Genomic DNA, 19167 nt, shown 5'->3' with positions numbered 1-19167 from the left:
CATCGCCATCATCATCGCCAGCATCGCCGCCCAGGTCCTGGACCTTCCGGTGGCCCGGATCGGCACCCTGCCCGACACCCTGCCGGCCCCGGTTATCCCCGCCCTGGACTGGGGCACCGTGGCTGCCCTTGCCGGGCCGGCCGCGACCATCGCGGCCCTCGCGGCGATCGAGTCGCTGCTCTCGGCCCGGGTTGCCGCGTCAATCTCCGACACCGGACCCTACGACGCCGACCGTGAACTCCTGGGGCAGGGTCTGGCCTCCGTCGCATCCGGGTTCTTCGGCGGCATGCCCGCCACCGGGGCCATTGCCCGCACCGCGGTGAACATCCGCTCCGGCGGCAGGACCCGGCTCGCGGCCATCACCCATGCCGTGGTCCTGCTGGCCGTGGTCTACCTCGCCACCGGCCCGGTCGCGCGTATCCCGCTCGCCGCCCTGGCCGGGGTCCTGATGGTCACCGCCACCCGCATGGTCTCCCCCACCACGCTGCGCAGCGTCATCGGCTCGACCCGTGCCGACACCGTCGTGTTCTTCGTCACCGCGCTGATCACCGTGTCCTTCGACCTCATCGAGGCAGTCGCAATCGGCATCGCCGTCGCGTCCTTCTTCGCCCTGCGCGCCCTGGTCAAGTCCAGCGGCGTCCACCGCGAAGAGATCCCGGGCCCGGTCCAGGACGGGGACGAGCACATCGCCGTGTTCCGGCTCGACGGGGCCCTGTTTTTCGCCGCGGCCGAACGCGTCCTGGACCGGGTCAGCGCGATCCGCAATGTCGATGTCGTCATCATCCGCATGTCCCAGCTCCAGGTCCTGGACGCAACAGGGGCCAGGGTCATCACCGACATCGTCAATGCCCTCGAACGCCGCGGGATCACCGTGCTGATCAAAGGCATCCAGGAACGCCACCTGGCCCTAGTCACCCGGGTGGGTGTGCTGGAATCCCTGCGCCACCACAAACACCTCTTCGCGGAATTGCCCCCGGCCGTGGAACACGCCCGCAGCCACGTCGCTCGCGCCAGGGCCGCCCGCACCGCAGAACTTCCCGCACACGACAAAGCACCCGACGCCGGCCAGGACCCCGACCGTGGCCCGGTCGCGGCAGCCACTCCCGGCCGCACCACGGTCCGCTGAATGATCAGGAGCATCCTTTGCCGCCAACAGCACCCCTGGAATCCCGGACCGAACCGGACCGTCTGCCGCAATACCTCCTGGGTTTCGGACTGGGGGCCCTTCTGCGGTTCGACCTCCCGGCACTTTTCGCGGGGCCCACGAACCCGGCCTGGCTGGCCGCGACGGTACTGACCGCCCCGACCGTCGGCATCCCCGCCGGGATCGACGCGCTCCGACGGCGCAACAACTCACAGGGCCGGCCCGCAGGGGCAACAGCGCTGCGCCCGGACAGGAGCTCGCCATGAGCATGGGCGACATGGCACTTCCGGAGTGGAAGCACTCCAGGCCCGGAGGGACCGGGTACCCCACGGACGCGGAAGCCTGGAACGTCTGGTACACCGAGAACGACCGCGGCTGGGCGCCGGCAAGCTCCTCGGTCCGCGCCATGCTGAACGGGCTTGCCCCCGGACGGGCCCTGGATCTGGGGGCCGGCGACGGCCGCAACGCCGTATGGCTCGCCGGACGGGGCTGGCACGTGACAGCCATGGACTTTTCCGCCGCAGCCCTGGATATCGGGCGCGGGCGCGCCTTCGCCGAAGGCGTCACGGACCTGATCACCTGGTCCGTCGCCGACGTCACCACTTGCGCACCGGTACGCGGAAGCCTGGACCTTGTTCTGGCCGCCTTCCTTCACCTGCCCGGACCGGATCGGGAGGGCACCATAGCCCGCACAGCCCTGGGCCTGGCCCCCGGCGGGCTGTTCCTGTACATCGGCCACGACCCGGCCGACCCCCGCGAAAATGCCTCCGGGCCACGGAGCGCAGCCGCGCTGCACCACAGCGCGCGGGTTGCCGGCTGGGCCAGACGGGCCGGACTGCAGGTCGAAACGGCCGAGACCCGGTCCCGTCCCGTTCCCGGGGCCCGCCGGCCCGCGTTGGACTGCGTGGTCCTGGCCCGCAGCCCGGCCGCGCCGGCACAGTCCCCGCCTACGGCATCGTAAACGCCCAACCCGCACCCACCACCAGGAGAGCAAGAAAACACTGGGGACAAGGAAGCAATGGACTACCACCTGAAAAGTATCGAGGCAGCCGCGGCCCGGGGCGGCTACCTGCCAGCGCACGGTCATGCCGTCCCCGCACCCGACTGCACCAAACCGGCTTTGTCCGAACACTACGGTTCCGGAACGGAGGCATCCGGCCTGGTTTTGGCCTTGTGCCGGGCCATGGCCGCCCAAGTGCCGCCCGCCGATGCGGCGGCGGCGGCGGGCATGAGCCTTTCTGAACTTTTCAACACACTGAGGCAACACCCCTGACGGACAGCCCGCTCCCTAACCTGCACCACCCATCTCTGTACTGCCCGCATTCTGCATTGCCCCGCCTCATAAGTCCCGCCCGACCGGTCCCGATATTCAGGAGCAAAACATGACAGCACCGACCGTGCCCGCACCAGAACCCTCAACAGGCCGGGGCTCCCGGATCGCAGGGGTCGGCTCGTACCAGCCCGCAAGGATCCTGGATAACGAGGAACTGAGCCAGATCGTGGATACCACCGATGAATGGATCCGCAGCAGGGTCGGGATCCAGGAACGCCGCATCGCCGATACCGAGTCCGTCGCGGACATGGCTACCCAGGCCGGGCGGGACGCCCTTCAACATGCCGGGATCGAAGCCGCGGATCTGGACCTGGTCGTCGTTGCTACCGTGACCGCACTGGACCGCTCCCCGAGCACCGCCGGGCGGGTCTCGGCCGCGCTGGGTGCCCGGAACCCTGCCGTGTTCGACCTTAACGCCGCCTGCTCGGGGTTCACGCACGCCCTTGCCGTCGCTGACCAGGCCATCCGTTCCGGGGCCGCCAACACCGCCCTGGTCATCGGGGCCGAGAAGCTCAGTGACTTCACGGACTGGGCCGACAGGACCACCTGCGTACTCGTCGGTGACGGTGCCGGCGCCCTCGTGCTCACCGCCTCACCAACTCCGGGGATCGGACCAGTCCACTGGGGATCAGTCCCCGAGCTGTCCCACGCGGTCAGGATCGAAGAACCCAAACTCCGTTTCCAGCAGGAAGGCATGTCAGTGTTCCGCTGGGCCATCAGCGAGGCCGCCACGCTGGCCCGGAAAACCTGCGAGATCGCCGGCATCCGGCCGGACGAGCTCGCAGGGTTCGTCCCGCACCAGGCCAACCTGCGCATCATCGAGCCCCTCGCCGATCAACTCGGAATCTCCCGCGAGATCACCGCACGTGACGTCGTCACCTCGGGGAACACGTCCTCGGCCAGTATCCCGATCGCCTTTGCCAGGCTGGTGCGTAGCGGACAGCTTCCGCCCGACAGCCCCGTTCTGCTGTTCGGTTTCGGCGGCGGATTCTCCTACGCCGGGCAGGTAGTCCGCACCCCGGCCACCGGCACCGTGTCCGGAACCTGAAGCACCTGGCGCCTCGGGCACGGCCGATCGGCCGTGCCCGAACAGGCGACAACCATGACCTCACACCCCGTCAAAGACAAGGGAAACACCCATGCCACTGCTGAAAGAACTTCAGGACAAGGTCCGCGCCACCCACCTACTGGTTCGCCCGGCCGAAGAATGGAACAAGCTCTCCGAGAAAGTTCAGCAGGCCTGGGCCAGCGGGGACGAGCAACAACTCGAAACGGCCCGGAGGTTCCACCTCATCGCGTGGGCATCCGTCGCCCGGAACATCCTCGCCGATCCTTTCGAGGGCGTCGGCATCACCACCACCCCAGCCAGCACCGACTGGGGCATCGCAACCCTGACCTCCAGCGGGCGCAGCTGCCAACCACAACTAACCCGATCGGACACCGCCGATCCCAGCACCGGCACCCAGCCCCGATTGCGGAGCTTCGAAGAAGTCATGACCGACTACGACGCCTGCCTCGACTACCTCGCCGGCGTCCCATCCCCGACCCAGGGCTAACTGCAAAACAAGCCGGTCTGCACTCGCGGGCCCTGACAACAGACATTCACTTCGTTGTCATCGGCGGCTGTTAGTGTCCGGGCATGGATGAACTGTTGTTGGGACCGGGCCCTGCTGCTGCACGCGATCTGTAGGACCGGACCCGTTTCGACACCGCGTTCCTCGGTGTGCCGGTGCCCGTTCCGACCCTGGCAGGCGTCGAGACGGTCCTTCTGCCCTACACGCACTTCTCCGTACTCATGCGGCCGGACAAGCGCCTGGCCGCGGTGACGGCCCTGGGGATTGACGGGGCGAAGCTGATGGACCTGGACCGGTCCGGCATCCGGTGGCGGCTCGATCCCCCGGCTGGGCGAAGACCAGCAGACCGGCGAGCGGGTCTACGCCCGCAACGATATCGACGGCGGCCACCTGGTCCGCCGGGCCTCAGCCGTCTGGGGCGAGACCCGGGAAGAGGCCGCCCGGGCCAACGAGGACACCTTCCACTACACGAACGCCGCGCCCCAGGCGGCAAAGTTCAATCAGGGCCTGGGCCTCTGGCTCGGCCTGGAATCCCCTGTAGGACAACGCGGCCGACAACGGCCGGCGGCTCGTCGTTTTCACGGGCCCGATCTTCAGTGACACCGACCCCGCCTACCGGGGCGTCAACATCCCGCTGCGGTTCTTCAAGGTCGCCGTCTTCCTCCATCACGGGGACCTCGCCGCAACCGGCTACATCGTGGACCAGACGCCCGAGCTCGCGAACCTGCCGGACGTCCCGCGGCCCGGCGCCATCGATGAGGCTCCCCCGCTTGGCCCGTTCCGCACCTTCCAGGTTCCCGTCCGAGACGTTGCCGCCCTGACAGGCCTGAACCTGGACCAGGTCGTGGCCGCAGACCGGATGCCCATCGCCTGCGCGCTGACCACCGCGCCGGTCACCTCCACCTGGAGACGGCTGAACTCGCCGCTGGACCTCGACCTGGACTTCGACCTTCACGGCACGGACTGACATCCCCCGACCTGACCTGACCCGGCACCGGAGCCACCCGGCAAGGGAGGCTCCGACGGTGGCAGAAGCAACAGTTTGGGCACGGCAAGCCCTGCGACGGCCGGCCACACCGGACCGGGCCGCCGGCCGCGGCAGCGGACGGCCATAAGCAGTTGCCTATGGGCCGGGTGCACGCCCGTCTTGTGGGGAGGGCCGTGGCAGGATGGGCCCCTTGGACAGGCGGTTGCGGCGTGCCCCTGACGCCGAATGGGTGCTGATGTACCGGCTCGGACTGAGCCGGCACCGCATCGCTGCCCTCGTCCGTGCCGAGCCCGCCGCCGTCGGATACCATCTGGCCATCGCCCGCCGCCAGGACCCGGGCTCGAGGCCGAGCACCAGGCCGCCTTCCGCCGCCGCACCCATTCCGTACCCCTCCCCCACGGACCTTGTACGCATGGAAGGGGTCATCGCCTGGGTCACGGCCGAAGGCCGGCTGCCTGAAAGGCCGTTCCGGCGACCGGGGCGAACGGTCCATGGCGCTGTGGCTGTCCGAGCGCCGGCGCGAAGCAGCCGACGGCACCCTGGACCCGGCCTACGGCTCCGGTCTCGCCCGGGTGCCGGGGTGGGCCGACAAGCGCAGGGAATCCGAGGACGAAGCCCGCTGGCACCACCGCCTCGCCCAGCTCGCGGCCTACCGCACGGAGGGCAACGACTGGCCCCGCCACGGGAACACTGAATCGGAGCGTGAACACACCCTCGGCGTGTGGATCCACATGCAGCGGTACACACGCCGCCGCGGCGAACTCGACCCCGTGAAGGTCAAGCTCCTGGACGATGCAGTTCCCGGATGGCAGGCCGGGAGGACCCGGGGCCGCCGTCCCCGGCGGTGACTGGGAAGGTTGTGGCAGCTGGGGCAGGCGGAGCCCTGACGCAGTGCGAGGCTGGGTGGTTTCTAACCAACGTCGCAATATGGCTGTTTTTGACGTTGCAGCGTGGCTGTTGAAATCGTCCTCAACCTGGCTGAATGCGTGTGCTGGCTAACGGAACACCGCATACGGCGCAGCGCAGGAGGACTCGCGTCGTCATCGAATTCTCGAATTCGGTTGGGGGCTCAGCACATAGTCGTTGCCGAAGTTGTTGTCCCAGTAGGTGTTCCCCGAGCTATGGTCCCGATAGTAAGCAGCGAATCTCACAGGCTGAAGTCCTATGAAGACAGGCGTTATGAACTGCCATTTTTCGACAATCCCCAAGTTGTTGTAGGCCTGCTCAGTGGAGGTGCCTATGTAGTGGGCCCGCTCGGATCAGGAATCGTAATCCCCTCCTAATTTCTGGTGAAGTGGTGAAATATCTGCAAAGGCGTTAGTGCTATTCGCAGGCGTGTTTTCGAGCGCACGGATAAAGCTGTGGCCAAATAACCTTGGGCTGCTCCGGTATAGCAAACGATGCGGCCGCCGTCGTCTCTCTCAACTCCGTGAAGCGGCTGTGGCCGCGCAAGTGGATGATCTTGCACGTGGGCTGGCAAAACCCATAAGGAAAACGGCGGCCGCGCTGCCAGATGCAGGAGCGCGGCCACTGCTCTAGGTTTTTCAAAATTGGTCAGGCAGGGTGTGTTGACACTGTCAACACTTTCGGCGTCGGACTGGCTCGTAGATCGGTCGGATTGGCTCGAATTGCCTATGTTTTCGGGAGTTCCCAGAGTTTGCAGGGCCTGGAATACGGTTCGAGTCCCATCTCGGACACAGTGTTTCCGCAGGTCAAGGGGCCCTTTGGTCTCTAAGTGTGCACGAGTGTTGACGAATTGGTCCCTTCGGGGGCCTGTTTTGTTGGCTGCCGTGCTGTAGCGGGGTGGCTCCTTCCTAGAGCTCTGGACGTCCGTGATTTACTGCTTCATGAGTCGCGCAGGGCCTGGGCAACATGACCTGTTTCGCGCGGTGCATGACTGAGCGCCTGGCTGGATTAAGGGATTCAGTCCGTCGTGTGAGTGTCAGTGGTGTGTCATCGCGGGCGTCGCATTCCGCTGTAGGCTGCCACGACCCCTACCAGGAAAATGAGGACGGCGAGGTAGATCAGGCCGAGGTGCCCAAGCGTGGCCAGACCCCATGCGTAGTGCGCGGGGAGGGCCACGGCGAGTCCGACGACCGGGACAATAACGGCTGTGGCGAAGGCCCACCGTTCTCCGCGGCGCACCCCATACCAGGACAGGCCTGCGACGGCCAGCCCGGTCGCAGCAATGAAGCCGCTGACCGCGATGTGCAGATGGCTGATGTAGTGATACAGCTGCGGGCTGAACGCCTCGATCTCCGCCTTCCCTTTGTCCACTTGATCGGGGCCGATGCCCAGCTCGAGGAAGGCGTCCGTGAAGTTGAGTACCAAGAAGATTACGGCGTACCCCACGAAGGCCAGCCCGGCCAGCGTCATGAGAGCGGCTCCTGTCTGGAGGCGGGACTGTTCCCCTTGGGGAGTTTGGATGGTGGACACGGCCACCACCCCCTTTCTTATTCAAGTAGGTACTTGAATAAGAATCCCCTGACAGTATGCTTGTCAAGAGAACTCTTGAATAGGAGGCGCGAGTGGGCGACCAGCAGGAAAAGGATGCGCTCTTCGACGCCCTCGCAGAAGCTGCCAAGGCGTTGGGGAACGGCAGGAGGGCGCAGCTGATCGATATCCTTGGGCAGGGCGAGCGGTCGGTTGACGAGCTGGCCGCAGAGATCCACCAGAGTATGGCCAACACATCCCAGCACCTGCAGCGCTTGCTGCGAGCCGGCCTCGCCTGCTCCCGACGCTCGGGGACGCGGATCTACTACTCCCTTGCCAGCCCGGCAGTGGAGCGGCTATGGCGAGCACTTCGGGAGACAGCCGAAGCGCACGCGGGGGAGCTGGGCGATCTCGTCCGTGCCTACGTCGGCGATCGCGCCGACCTGAGCATGATCACGCGCGACGAACTGCTGCTGAGGCTGCGGCAGGGCGACGTCGTTGTGCTGGACGTGCGGCCGCAGCCAGAGTACGAAGCCGGACATATCCCGGGTGCGCTTTCCGTGCCCTTCTCGGACGTTAAGTCTCGACTGCGCGAGGTTCCCCAGGGGAGCGAAATCGTCGCCTACTGCCGCGGACCATACTGCCTATATGCGGACGAGGCCGTGCGGCTGCTCACGGACGAAGGGCGCCTCGCCACAAGGCTTGAAGAGGGCTTCCCCGAGTGGAAGGCGGCAGGGCTCCCGATAGAACAGTCGGCCACCTGAGCGGCTTCCATCCAAGACTGAGAACTGCGCATTGGCGACTGGAGAGAGTCCTCCCTGCTGGTGGATTGACGCAAGCTCCTACGGGCTGATCGCAGCGAACTCGCGGATTCCCGACGGTTGCTGCGCGAATGCCTGCGCCGCGTCAACCTCGTAGCACGTGTTGACGCTGGAGTCTCCGAGCGTCGTGTCCACGTACCGTTGGATCGCCTCCACCGACGGAGCCTCCCAGAGACACGTCGCGCCGGTGCCGTCCCGAGCCGGGTAGAACTGCAGGACGCGCACGCCGGCGGGCGCTCCTTCGTTCTTGATCAGCTTCTCGCCTCGCGCGAACTGCCAGCCCCTTGGACCTTCGATGCAGGGGGCTCACCCCGGGACCGCCACGGCAACAAGCCCGCAAACGGTGACAGGATGGGCCCATGACCATTGCCAAGTCCGTATTGTTGTTCGTCCTGGCGGCGGCTGCCGAAATCGGCGGCGCCTGGCTGGTGTGGCAGGCGGTCCGCGAGGGCCGGGCATGGTGGTGGGCCGGCTTGGGAATCATCGCTCTGGGGATCTACGGCTGTGCCGCCACACTGCAGCCTGACGCGCATTTCGGGCGCATTCTCGCCGCCTACGGCGGCGTTTTCGTGGCCGGCTCCCTGGCCTGGGGCATGGCTTTCGACGGGTTCCGGCCGGACCGCTGGGACATCATCGGATCGGCGATCTGCCTGCTCGGAGTCGCTGTCATCATGTTCGCCCCCCGCAACGCCGGCTAGGAGCCACCGAGACGGCCACCCAAACGGTACCTTCTGCACACCACCCGAGCGCCGAACCACTCCACCTGCTGCCGCAATGCATCCATGTGCACCGGTCCCTGGATCCCGCCGGGGAAGGTTTTCCACCTCCGTGGTATTCATCAGGGCACAGCCTGCCGTGACCGACCCGGCCAGGACCAGGGGCTTCAGCCCGGCCCAGGCGGTGTAGCTGGCCCTGCGAATCGGTTCCGGCCTTCCCCACTGCCTACTCTTCGAACCGTCGGCTAATGAACCTGACATGCTCGGGCCGAAATTTACCTGTAGTGCCTCTACCTGGCGGCGTCAGTCAGCTTCTGCCGGAACTCCTGCTCGCTGTTGAGGACGAGCTTCTCACCGTTGAGGAAGAATGTCGGGGTTCCGGTCACGCCCAGGGCGATGCCATCGGCGACGTCTTTGCGGATCCGGTCCTTGGTCTTTTCATCGGCCACGCCGGCGTCGTAGGCGGTCATATCCAATCCCAGGTCCTGGGCGAACGCCCTGAACAGGGCTGCCTGGGAGTCCTGCTTTTCGCCCCACTGCGGCTGGGTTTCGAACATTCTGGCGTACATCTGCCCGTACTTGCCCTGTTGCGCGGCGGCCTCGACAGCCAGCGCGGCAGTGCCCGAGTTCCGGTGGCCGGGGAGCGGGAAGTAACGGTGGACGAAAGTGATCCGGTCGCCGTATTCCTTCTTCAGCTCCTGCACGAGGGGTTCAGCGGCGCGGCAGGACTCACATTCGAAGTCCAGGAATTCCACCAGCTGCGCCTTCTCGATGGTCGGGGACGTGACCCGGCGGCTGTCGTCACGGACCAGCTGCGCATCCTCTGCCTGCTGCACCGCCGGAGGGGCGGGCTTGCTTGAGGTGTACATCGCGTACCAGATCACGCCGGTCGCGACGATGACCCCCAGCAGTGTCCAGACGACAGTGCGGACTTTCCTTCCAGTGTCTGTGGGTTTCGGGGCGGGAGCTGTCTTTGACGGCGTCTGTGTCATCGGTGCGGCAAACTTTCCTGGTCGTGGTGGGCGGCTTGTTCGATCTGGAAGGTTGAATGTTCGACGCTGACGTCGAAGTGTTCGGCCACGCAGCGCTGCAGGTCCGCCAGGATGGTGGCAGCGTGCCCGTCGGTCATGCAGATGACTTCGACGGTGACGTGGGCGGAGAGTACCGGTGTCCCGAAGGCCACGAGGGACGCATGCAGGTCGTGGACGTCGATGACGTACGGCAGGGCGAGGATGTGGTCACGGACCGCGGCCAGATCCAGGCCAGCCGGTGCGTTTTCCATCAGCACGTTAACCGTCCGTGGTCGTGTCCGCCCATGGGGTACCTCCAGTGTGTGAGTGTCGGGGCAACGCCTGCCGGCCGGCTGGGCAGTCCAGGCTGGACTGCCGATCGCTTATGCTTCCGAGCCGTCACCACGCACGGCGGTGCGCAACAACTCGGCGGAGGGAAGCCCCGCTATCCCGTCCCCGAGCGATAAAGCCGGCAGCTCAGGGCAGGTGCCGACTCGGCAGGAAACAAGTCCCATCCGTCCGCGATGAACGACGGTGAACCGTGGAAACGCAGTGTCTCAGCCTCGTCCTCGGAAGTTACCTCACGGACCGTTAGGCGTCCGGTGTCTTTTCCTTCGGCTGCCAGGGCTTGACGGAACAGTTCCAGGGCCGGACCGCTGTTCGGGCATCCCCGGATGGTGCGCAGTTCGTAGCCCATGGCTTAGCCGCTCCTGGGGCCCAGGGACAGGCTGACAGTCTTCGGTTCCGGACTGGAACCACAGCCTTCGCAGCATCCGGAAGCCTCGCTCTCCTCAGCGTCCCTCTTCGGTGTTAAGCGCGCGTCCGAAGCAGCCCGGCCACCATCGTAGCTACCGTCCGCACCAATTTCAGGGGCGGAGCAGCAATCGTCCGTTTCGGCGTCGGGCGCATCGTGGGTGTGCGGGACGGTGCAGCAGACGTCGCCCTTCCAGGCGTTGATGCCTTCCCGGACAGCGATGGCTGCGATGACCAGGGCAGCGCCGGCGTCGGCCCACCACCAGCCCAAGGTGCTGTTCAGGACCAGGCCGACGAGCAGCACCGCGGAGAGGTACGTGCACAAGAGAGTCTGTTTGGAATCGGCGACCGCGGTCCTGGAACCCAGTTCCCTGCCCGCCCGGCGCTGCAGCCAGGACAGGACAGGCATGATGGCCAGGCTCAGGGCGGCGATCACGATGCCCGGGGTGGAGTGCTGGGCTTCGCCCCCGCCGGTGAGGGACCGGACGGAATCTGCGGTGACGAACGCTGCCAGGGCAAAGAAGGAAATGGCGATGATCCGCAGAGTCATGTGCTCCCGGCGTTCCGGGTCCTTCGCGGAGAACTGCCAGGACAGGGCCAGAGCAGACGCCACCTCGATCACGGAATCCAGTCCGAAGCCGATCAGCGCCGAAGAGTCCGCGACACCTCCCGCCCACAGGGCCACGGCGGCCTCGATGACGTTGTAGCTAATCGTCGCGGCGGCGAACAGCCGGATCCGCCGGGTCAGGACGGCCCGGCGCTCCGGCGCCGGCGCGTGCAGGAGGGCCGTCATACCAGGCACGTCCCGTCCGGTGCGCAGCAGGCCGGATCCACGGCCAGGACCACACCGATCAGGTCCATGATCGCGTGCCCCAGCCGCGCGTCGGCGAGCTCGTACCGGCTCCGCCGGCCGTCGGGAACCGCCACCACCAAACCGCAGCCGCGCAGGCAGGTCAGGTGATTGGACATGCTCTGCCGCGACACCCCGAGGGAATCGGCCAGATCAGAGGGGTAGGCAGATTCGGTGGCCAGCGCCAGAAGGATCCGGGCCCGGGTCGGATCAGACACGGCGTAGCCGAACCGCGCCAGCACCGGGGCGTGCGTGAGGGTTTCCATAACCCCAAAGTACAGCGCCGGATGTATTCACGCAATTGTGAACCCAAAGGCGACCGGCAGTGCCCGGCCGCCCCGCCGCGGGTTATGACTCCCCGGGGCCTCCCGGAACCCTTGGCTGCGCTGTATTCTCTTATTCCATGGAGTTATGGAATAACGCCCCGGAAGGCGGGGAGAAGCTGGAAGTCTTCGATCAGCTCGCCCGGGTGGCGAAGGCGATGTCCAACGGCAAGCGGCTGGAACTGATCGAACTGCTCGCCCAAGGGGAGCATCCGGTGGAAGAACTCTCGGCACTGCTGGGGATGGGCATAACGACCGTGTCGGCCCACCTGCAGCAGCTGAAGCAGGCCGGGCTGGTGGGCACCCGCCGGGTGCGGACCACCATTCTGTACCAGCTCGCCGGCGACGACGTCGCGCAGATGTATCTGGCGATCAAGCGCGTGGGCATGCTGCGCTCCCCCGCGCTGCGGGAGGCCCTGGCGGCCTACCTGTCCCCCGGCGGCTCGGAGCCCCCGGCCCGGACGATCGATCCGGCCGCAGTCACCTCCGACATGACCGTCATCGATGTCCGGCCCCGGTCCGAGTACGAGAGCGCCCATTTCCCCGGTGCTGTCTCCATTCCGCTGGCGGAGCTGGAGGAACGCTACGGCGAGATCCCAGCGGGAAAACCCGTCGTGGTGTATTGCCGTGGCGAGTTCTGCAAACTCGCCCGGGACGCCGCGGCGTGGCTGTCGGCGCGCAGCATCCCCGCGATGGCTATGGACGAAGGCGTCATCGAGTGGCGGGCCACCCGCCTGGTGGATCTCGATGCAACCGCGTGAGCCGATGATGCTGCTCGGGGAGCGGATCCGCACCGACGCAGCCTTTCAGGAGGCCGTGCACCGCCGGACCCTGAGGGTGGTCGCCGCCAGCCAGGTCCTGGGCGGGGCGGGCGTGGCCGCCGGCGTCACCGTCGGGGCGCTGCTGGCCCAGGACATGCTCGGCGGGAACGCCGCGGCCGGTCTTCCCGCTGTCCTGTTCACACTCGGCTCCGCGCTGGCAGCCTTTCTCGTCGGAGCCATCACCCAGCGCCTCGGCCGCCGGACCGGGCTCGGCCTCGGCTTCGCCGCCGGAGCCCTCGGCGCGCTCGGCGTCGTCGCCGCGGCCGTCCTGGGCAGCATCCCCTTGCTGTTTCTGTCCCTTTTCATCTACGGGGCGGGTACCGCGACGAACCTGCAGGCACGCTACGCCGGCACCGATCTGGCGCCCGCGTCCCGCCGGGGCACCGCAGTCAGCATCGCCATGGTCTTCACAACCCTCGGCGCCGTCCTCGGGCCGAACCTGGTCGACGTACTGGGCCGGTTCGCCGAACGCCTCGGCATCCCCGCCCTCGCCGGCCCGTTCCTGCTCGCAGCGGCCGCCTACGCCTCCGCCGGCGCGGCGCTGTTCGCCCTGCTGCGGCCGGACCCGTTCCTGCTCGCCAGGGAACTCGAGGCCGGAACACCGGCAGCCGGAGCCACCGGCACACCCCCCGCCCCCGCGCGGGCGGGCACCGGGGTATATGTGGGGGCCGCTGTCATGGTCCTCACCCAGATCGCGATGGTCGCGATCATGACCATGACACCGGTCCACATGCGAGCCCACGGCCACCACCTCTCCGAAGTCGGCCTAGTCATCGGCATCCACATCGGCTCGATGTACCTGCCCTCCCTGTTCACCGGCATCCTCGTTGACCGCATCGGCCGCACCCCGATGGCCATCGCCTCCGGCCTGACCCTGCTCGCGGCCGGCCTCACCGCAGCCATGGCACCCGCGGACTCGCTCGGCCTGCTGACCCTGGCCCTGGCGCTGCTGGGCCTGGGCTGGAACCTGGGACTGATCTCCGGAACCGCGCTGGTCGTGGACGCCACCGTCCCCTCCAACCGGGCCCGCACCCAGGGAACCGTCGACGTCCTCATCGCCATCGCCGGCGCCGGCGGCGGCGCAATGTCCGGGCTCATCGTGGCCCAAACCAGCTACGCCGTGCTCTCGATCGCCGGCGGGGTCCTGGCCCTGCTGCTGATCCCCGTCATCTTCTGGGCCCGCACCCGGCCCGCCAGCCTCACCGCCTAATCCCGGCACCGAAAACAGGCCGTCATTTTCCGTGAGGGCCGCTGACAGTTCTTGAAAGGCACCCCATGCGCATCCTCGTCATCGGAGCCGGCGCGACCGGCGGCTACTTCGGCGCCCGCCTCGCCCAGGCCGGCCGCGACGTCACCTTCCTCGCCCGGGAGCCCCGCGCCACCCAGCTGCGCAACGAGGGACTGACCGTGGTCGGCGTGCACCGCATCGACACCCTGCACCCGCCGGTGCTGACCGCCGACCAGCTCGAGACAGCCTTCGATCTGATCATCGTCGCGGTCAAAGCCGACGCCCTCGCCCCAGTCCTGGACGACATTGAAGCAGCAGTAGGTGAGAACACAGTCATCGTGCCCTTCCTTAATGGCATGGCCCACATGGATGAACTCATCGCCCGTTTCCCGGGCCATGTCCTGGGCGGAATCGTCCGCGTCGTGACCACCGTCGATGGCGCGGGCCGCATCGTGCAGTTCAAACCGATCTCCACCCTCACGCTCGGTGAGCTGTCCACCGAACGCACCCCGCGCGTTCAGGCGGCGCTGAACACCCTCACGGTGCCCGGCATCGACACCACCCTGGCACAGGACATCACCGCGTCGATGTGGCACAAATGGGCCTTCATCGTCGCCTCCGGTGTCGCGACCTGCCTGTTCCGCAACACGATCGGCAACATCCTCGCCGTCCCCGGCGGCGAGGACGCCATCCGCCGGATCATCGCCGAATGCGAAGCCGTCGTCGCCGCTGCCGGCTATCCCATCACCGACGCCGAACACCAGGCCACCCTGAACATGCTCACCGAGCCCGGCTCCGTCTACACCTCCTCCCTCTACCGGGACGTGACCGCCGGGAAAGCCGGGGAAACAGAACACCTGATCGGCAACTTTGCCGCCCGCGCCCGCCACCTGGACATCGCCACCCCGGTCCTGGACCTCGCGCTCATCCAGCTCCGCGCCGCCACCGTGGCACCAGCCCTCAACGGCAGTGACGAGAAGACACCCGCGCCCCGGACCTGAAAGGGGGCAGACCCGATGAGGGCACGATCCCTCCCGGCAGGGACGACGCCGAGAGGTCCCATGAAGCCACCGGGCAACCGCGCCGGCAGCCCCGCGCTGCGCCTGGGCCTGCGGCAAAACCTGGCCCAGTTCATGCTCCTCGTCGCGGTCAACGCCCTGGTCGGCGGGACCCTGGGCCAGGAACGCACGGTGCTGCCGCTGTTGGCCGGGCAGGTCTTCCACCTCGACCTTCACACCGCGGCCCTGACCTACATCCTGGCGTTCGGCGTGGCGAAGGCCGGCACGAACTACGTCGCCGGCGCCCTCGCGGACTGGTACGGCCGCAAACCGGTCCTCGTGGCCGGCTGGCTCATCGCCCTCCCGCTGCCGCTCATGCTGATCTTCGGCCCGTCCTGGGGATGGATTGTCGCAGCCAACTTGGTGCTGGGCATCAGCCAGGGCCTGACCTGGTCCACCACCGTGATGATGAAGATGGACCTCGTCGGCCCCGAACGCCGCGGCCTGGCCATGGGTCTGAACGAAGCCGCCGGCTACCTCGGCGTCGCCGGGACCGCCCTGGCCACCGGCTACATCGCCGCACACTACGGGCTCCGACCCGCCCCGTTCCTGCTCGGCGCCGTGTTCATCGCCGTCGGCCTCGGCCTGTCGGTGCTGGCCGTACGGGAAACACATGACTTCGCCAGGCTCGAGGCCGCCACCCATGTTCCCGCCCGTGCCGGAAACCACGCGCAGCTGACCAGCCGGGAAGTGTTCACCCTCACCAGTTTCCGTGACAGGTCCCTGTCCTCCGTCTGCCAGGCCGGCATGGTCAACAACCTCAACGACGGCCTGGCCTGGGGCCTGTTCCCCGTCCTCTTCGCCGCTGCCGGGCTGACGGTCGATACCATCGGCATCCTCGCCGCCGTCTACCCGGCCGTCTGGGGTGCCGGGCAGCTCGTCACCGGCGCGCTCTCGGACCGGATCGGCCGCAAGCCGCTGATCACCGCCGGCATGCTGGTCCAGGCCGCGGCCCTCGCCATGATCGCTCTCGGGCAGGGCTTCGGGATCTGGCTGGCCGGGGCGGTCCTGCTCGGCGCCGGCACGGCCATGGTCTACCCCACGTTGCTCGCCACCGTCGGCGACGTCGCCCATCCCCAATGGCGTGCCCGGTCCGTGGGGATCTACCGGCTTTGGCGCGACGGCGGATTCGCCGTCGGGGCAGTGGTCTCCGGAATCATCGCCGATGCCTACGGCATTCCCGCCGCCATCGCCGCTGTCGCTGCCCTCACCGGCGCTTCCGGCATGGTTGTGGCCGTGCGGATGCGCAGCACCGACCACAAACCACGCACATGATCCCGGCGCTGCGCATCCCGGCGGCCCTGAAAGGTGACTCTTGGATTGCGCCGGGATGGGCAGGACCGGCAGTTGCCCGATGGAAGGATGGTGCCATGACTATTACCAGGTCCATACTGCTGTTTGTTCTGGCCGCGGTGGCCGAAATCGGCGGGGCATGGCTGGTCTGGCAGTCCGTCCGCGAGGACCGGGCCTGGTGGTGGGCCGGTCTGGGCTTGATCGCCCTGGGGATCTATGGGTTCGTCGCCACTCTCCAGCCCGACGCCCATTTCGGCCGGATCCTGGCCGCCTACGGAGGGGTGTTCGTCGCCGGATCCCTGGCCTGGGGCATGGTCTTCGACGGCTTCAGGCCAGACCGCTGGGACGTCCTGGGATCGGGCATCTGCCTGCTCGGCGTCGCGGTCATCATGTTCGTCCCGCGCAGCCCCGGGTGAGAACCGGCCGCAGCCGCCCGGACTCACTTACATTACTCGGTTGCGGCGGTGTGCTTGTCGAGGATGATCTGTTCGACGGCGCTGGCGGGGTAGCCCCAGGAGATGAGCTGGTTCAGGTAGTGGAAGTGCCGCTTTTCGGCGCTCCGCCAGGAGTCTTTCTGGATGGTCTTTTCATACCCTGCGCAGATCAGGGCGGTCAGGGAGAACTCGGGCCGTGCCGTGGTGGCGGCGGTGTGGTCCCGCAGGGAATTCCAGCCCCACTTCTCCTCTGCCGGGGTCTTGGCGCCGATCATCTCTGCGGCGACCTTGCCGTCATAGCCGCTGGCGGTTTCCGGGTCGTGGGTGATGGCGTGGACGGTGAAGTGCTGCCAGCCCTTCGGTGCGGCCTTGCGGGACAGCAGGGTCTTCACGAATTCACGGCGGCCTTGGTCGCTTCTCTGCACTTTGCAAGTGCAGATCTTCACAAGTGAGAGCACAGGCCGGGAACCTCGATGTCCGATGGTGCAGTCCTCCTACTAGGAGGGAATCAAGAGTCTTTGCTATCATGCGGCGGTTGCTCGCTTGGCATCGCCCTATATTCATCGTCACGCTGCAAGTCCAACGGCTAATTACTTCTGCGCAGTCGTCAGGACGACGCTTATGTCCTCCGTGAGGATCCCGTCTTTCACGAACGATCGACATCCGGCCACGACATCGCGCTCCAATGCGGCGCGAGCCTCGTCGTCGATCTGTGCGACGGCTGCCGCCAACGGGGTGCTGTGGACGTATTGCCAGAGAAACTCCCTTGGCTCGGGCAGAGTCAGTGACAGCGTCTCCGACCGAACCCCGGCGTTCCGGAATCCGGCGCTGCTCGTCAGCGTCTCGAGTTCCTGCGGCTTGTACAGCGAGAACACCGCTTGCATGAAGGCGGCTACCTCGGGCTTCACATGACGCGCAAGCGCCTGCTCGAGAATCGCGAACAGCGGTGGAGTCGGTCCGACCGTTGCAATGGCCAGGCGCCCTTCAGGAGCTAGAACGCGCCGCATTTCGCGCAGCGCCGACGCCTTGTCGGCCACGAACTGCAGGCCGAGCGAACTGACCACGACATCAAAGGACCCGTCGGCGAGCGGCAAGGACTCGGCATTGGCCTCGTGCCACTCGATCGCAGCGCCCGACGAGGGTACCGACCGCGCGACCGCCAGCATTGCGGGATTGACGTCAAGCCCGGCGACGGCGCCCTTTGGACCTACTTGCTCGGCTGCCAGTCGCGTTACGACACCTGTGCCGCATGCGATGTCGAGGACGCGCTCACCAACTTGCAGCGCGGCCGCGCCGAGCAGCACGGTCGCGAATGGCGCCCCGATCGCGGGGACGAAGTACCGTTCATAGTTCTCAGCAGCGTTGCCTCCGTACTGTTTGAACGAGACCTCTGACGACGATGTGCTCATGGCGTTCTCCTTATCCGCAAGACCGTTGCTCGGCTTGCTCTTCGTGGTTGTGCGTGCGGTGATTCACAGCGGAGGATCTCGGAGTCTTCCCTTGGTGGTAGATCGAAGCAGGCTCCACGGTCATCCCTTCCTTGAGTGCACGGCCGCCCCGATGAGAACCGACAGGGCTATGCAACCGGTCCACACGTCACCCGTGGGAGGCCAGTCTAGGCCGGGCGTTTCCGTGGTGACAGAGGTCAGCGGACGCCCGTTCTGGTCTTTGGTCCTACGCTGGGGGCATGAGCGAGGTTGATCCGTCCAGGGCTAACGGGCCTGCTGCGCGGCCGGGCCGCGCGGTGCTGTCCCGGGGGTTCTGTTGGTCCTGGCCGTAGTCTTTTCCGCGGTTGCCTTGGGTTCGCCAGTCCTGGTCGGCGTTGACCTGGCCATCGGCAGGGCAGCGGCCGGCGATCTGTTTATTTCGGGGCTGAGAGGACATGACGAGAGTTTCCCAGGAGTGCCGGGTGCCGACCGGGATGAACATGAGGAATTGATCGCAAGTCACAGCAAGTCATGCACTTCCAAGCGCCCCCGGCCATGAAGGAGTACGCAGCTACACCGCTGTCCAAGCCAAGAGAAGGAGCCGCCAGACCAGCCGCCACCAACTAAAATGGGCCCCTTCAGGGGCCCATAAGAGGAGATTTGTTCACATTCAGAGGACCGCAAGCCCCTGAACAGGGAAAAAACGTGCCCGAGGTGGGACTCGAACTGCATTCCAGCCCCCGCAACCACAGGGCTCCCGCGGAAACATGCGGAATCCGGGCCGGACCGGCACCAGTACGACCCAGTCCGAGACCCAAAGTGTGTACTTTGTACACACCTTAATTTTGATCGCCGGCCCGGCCCCGGTTTATCCGCTTAGTTCCGCCTGAGTCCGACCGCTTCCTGTGCGAGCCTGGTGATCTTGATCTCGGCGCTTCGGTGAGCGCGCGGCTGCCGTTGG

Annotated in this window: 22 protein-coding genes and 3 pseudogenes; 15 read left to right on the top strand and 10 right to left on the bottom strand. The window is 66.8% G+C overall.

What is annotated here, in order from left to right:
• From LQV16_RS09545 to LQV16_RS09515, 8 genes are all read left to right on the top strand, one after another.
• On the top strand, positions 1-1126 hold a 1126-nt coding region (locus LQV16_RS09545), incomplete at its 5' end, for a SulP family inorganic anion transporter (RefSeq protein WP_229993648.1).
• A 17-nt stretch (positions 1127-1143) separates the two neighbouring features.
• On the top strand, positions 1144-1410 hold the full coding sequence (locus tag LQV16_RS09540) for a hypothetical protein (protein WP_229993647.1): 267 nt from the start codon (positions 1144-1146) through the stop codon (positions 1408-1410).
• Positions 1407-2105: a class I SAM-dependent methyltransferase gene (locus tag LQV16_RS09535; RefSeq protein WP_229993646.1), complete on the top strand. Its 699-nt coding sequence runs from the start codon at positions 1407-1409 to the stop codon at positions 2103-2105. Before LQV16_RS09540 ends, LQV16_RS09535 begins: the two co-directional genes overlap by 4 nt.
• Positions 2106-2526: 421 nt before the next feature.
• Positions 2527-3525 carry a beta-ketoacyl-ACP synthase III gene (locus LQV16_RS09530; protein WP_229993645.1) on the top strand — a complete coding sequence of 333 codons (999 nt, stop codon included), beginning with the start codon at positions 2527-2529 and terminating at the stop codon, positions 3523-3525.
• A 91-nt stretch (positions 3526-3616) separates the two neighbouring features.
• On the top strand, positions 3617-4033 hold the full coding sequence (locus LQV16_RS09525; protein WP_229993644.1) for a hypothetical protein: 417 nt from the start codon (positions 3617-3619) through the stop codon (positions 4031-4033).
• A 336-nt stretch (positions 4034-4369) separates the two neighbouring features.
• Positions 4370-4651, top strand: a complete 282-nt coding sequence (locus LQV16_RS23710) for a DNA/RNA non-specific endonuclease (protein WP_356815733.1) — start codon at positions 4370-4372, stop codon at positions 4649-4651.
• The gene (locus LQV16_RS23530; protein ID WP_253073984.1) at positions 4641-5018 is read left to right on the top strand and encodes a DNA/RNA non-specific endonuclease; all 378 of its coding nucleotides are present in this window, start codon (positions 4641-4643) and stop codon (positions 5016-5018) included. Before LQV16_RS23710 ends, LQV16_RS23530 begins: the two co-directional genes overlap by 11 nt.
• A 512-nt stretch (positions 5019-5530) precedes the next feature.
• Positions 5531-5887 carry a helicase associated domain-containing protein gene (locus tag LQV16_RS09515; protein WP_229993643.1) on the top strand — a complete coding sequence of 119 codons (357 nt, stop codon included), beginning with the start codon at positions 5531-5533 and terminating at the stop codon, positions 5885-5887.
• A gap of 1105 nt (positions 5888-6992) precedes the next feature.
• Here LQV16_RS09515 and LQV16_RS09510 read toward each other — a convergent pair.
• Positions 6993-7475 carry a hypothetical protein gene (locus LQV16_RS09510; protein ID WP_229993642.1) on the bottom strand — a complete coding sequence of 161 codons (483 nt, stop codon included), beginning with the start codon at positions 7473-7475 and terminating at the stop codon, positions 6993-6995.
• A gap of 92 nt (positions 7476-7567) precedes the next feature.
• On the opposite strand from LQV16_RS09510, the gene LQV16_RS09505 reads away from it, so the two are divergent.
• On the top strand, positions 7568-8236 hold the full coding sequence (locus LQV16_RS09505) for a metalloregulator ArsR/SmtB family transcription factor (RefSeq protein ID WP_229993641.1): 669 nt from the start codon (positions 7568-7570) through the stop codon (positions 8234-8236).
• A gap of 78 nt (positions 8237-8314) precedes the next feature.
• Here the strand turns inward: LQV16_RS09505 and LQV16_RS09500 are convergent, their stop codons facing one another.
• Complete coding sequence (locus LQV16_RS09500) at positions 8315-8518, bottom strand: hypothetical protein (protein ID WP_229993640.1); 204 nt, start codon at positions 8516-8518, stop codon at positions 8315-8317.
• 134 nt (positions 8519-8652) lie between these two features.
• On the opposite strand from LQV16_RS09500, the gene LQV16_RS09495 reads away from it, so the two are divergent.
• The gene (locus LQV16_RS09495) at positions 8653-8991 is read left to right on the top strand and encodes a YnfA family protein (protein ID WP_229993638.1); all 339 of its coding nucleotides are present in this window, start codon (positions 8653-8655) and stop codon (positions 8989-8991) included.
• Between the two features lie 38 nt (positions 8992-9029).
• Here LQV16_RS09495 and LQV16_RS09490 read toward each other — a convergent pair.
• The 5 genes and pseudogenes from LQV16_RS09490 to LQV16_RS09470 form a co-directional block, all read right to left on the bottom strand.
• Positions 9030-9213, bottom strand: a pseudogene (locus tag LQV16_RS09490) (thioredoxin-disulfide reductase); the annotation flags it as partial.
• A gap of 86 nt (positions 9214-9299) precedes the next feature.
• Positions 9300-10001 carry a thioredoxin domain-containing protein gene (locus LQV16_RS09485; RefSeq protein ID WP_229993637.1) on the bottom strand — a complete coding sequence of 234 codons (702 nt, stop codon included), beginning with the start codon at positions 9999-10001 and terminating at the stop codon, positions 9300-9302.
• A pseudogene (locus LQV16_RS09480) lies at positions 9998-10306 on the bottom strand (cation transporter); the annotation flags it as partial. The gene LQV16_RS09485 and the pseudogene LQV16_RS09480, both read right to left, overlap by 4 nt.
• A 413-nt stretch (positions 10307-10719) precedes the next feature.
• Positions 10720-11565, bottom strand: coding sequence for a cation transporter (locus tag LQV16_RS09475; protein WP_229993636.1), 846 nt, complete (start codon positions 11563-11565; stop codon positions 10720-10722).
• On the bottom strand, positions 11562-11888 hold the full coding sequence (locus LQV16_RS09470) for a metalloregulator ArsR/SmtB family transcription factor (protein ID WP_229993635.1): 327 nt from the start codon (positions 11886-11888) through the stop codon (positions 11562-11564). The genes LQV16_RS09475 and LQV16_RS09470 overlap by 4 nt, the downstream gene beginning before the upstream one ends.
• Before the next feature lie 137 nt (positions 11889-12025).
• Here LQV16_RS09470 and LQV16_RS09465 point away from each other — a divergent pair, with 137 nt between their 5' ends.
• The 5 genes from LQV16_RS09465 to LQV16_RS09445 all read left to right on the top strand — a co-directional run bounded on the left by LQV16_RS09465 (position 12026) and on the right by LQV16_RS09445 (position 16761).
• On the top strand, positions 12026-12706 hold the full coding sequence (locus LQV16_RS09465; RefSeq protein WP_229993634.1) for a metalloregulator ArsR/SmtB family transcription factor: 681 nt from the start codon (positions 12026-12028) through the stop codon (positions 12704-12706).
• Positions 12693-13976, top strand: a complete 1284-nt coding sequence (locus tag LQV16_RS09460; protein WP_229993633.1) for an MFS transporter — start codon at positions 12693-12695, stop codon at positions 13974-13976. Before LQV16_RS09465 ends, LQV16_RS09460 begins: the two co-directional genes overlap by 14 nt.
• 65 nt (positions 13977-14041) lie before the next feature.
• A complete protein-coding gene (locus LQV16_RS09455) occupies positions 14042-14995 on the top strand; it encodes a ketopantoate reductase family protein (protein ID WP_229993632.1) in 954 nt (317 codons plus the stop codon).
• A gap of 60 nt (positions 14996-15055) precedes the next feature.
• Complete coding sequence (locus LQV16_RS09450; RefSeq protein ID WP_229993631.1) at positions 15056-16327, top strand: MFS transporter; 1272 nt, start codon at positions 15056-15058, stop codon at positions 16325-16327.
• 95 nt (positions 16328-16422) lie between these two features.
• A complete protein-coding gene (locus tag LQV16_RS09445; RefSeq protein ID WP_229993629.1) occupies positions 16423-16761 on the top strand; it encodes a YnfA family protein in 339 nt (112 codons plus the stop codon).
• 32 nt (positions 16762-16793) lie between these two features.
• On the opposite strand, the pseudogene LQV16_RS09440 reads toward LQV16_RS09445, so the two are convergent.
• The 3 genes and pseudogenes from LQV16_RS09440 to LQV16_RS09430 all read right to left on the bottom strand — a co-directional run.
• A pseudogene (locus LQV16_RS09440) lies at positions 16794-17183 on the bottom strand (chromosome partitioning protein ParB); the annotation flags it as partial.
• Between the two features lie 186 nt (positions 17184-17369).
• A complete protein-coding gene (locus LQV16_RS09435; RefSeq protein WP_229993628.1) occupies positions 17370-18188 on the bottom strand; it encodes a methyltransferase domain-containing protein in 819 nt (272 codons plus the stop codon).
• 265 nt (positions 18189-18453) lie between these two features.
• Positions 18454-18663 (bottom strand): hypothetical protein, encoded by a 210-nt coding sequence (locus LQV16_RS09430; RefSeq protein ID WP_229993627.1) that lies wholly within the window; start codon positions 18661-18663, stop codon positions 18454-18456.
• Between the last annotated feature and the right edge of the window lie 504 nt (positions 18664-19167).

The sequence above is a fragment of the Arthrobacter sp. Bi26 genome, assembly GCF_918697925.1.
In the GTDB taxonomy this organism is placed as follows: domain Bacteria; phylum Actinomycetota; class Actinomycetes; order Actinomycetales; family Micrococcaceae; genus Arthrobacter.
Note: the sequence above shows the minus strand (reverse complement) of the source record. Positions and strands in the feature narration are given on the sequence as shown.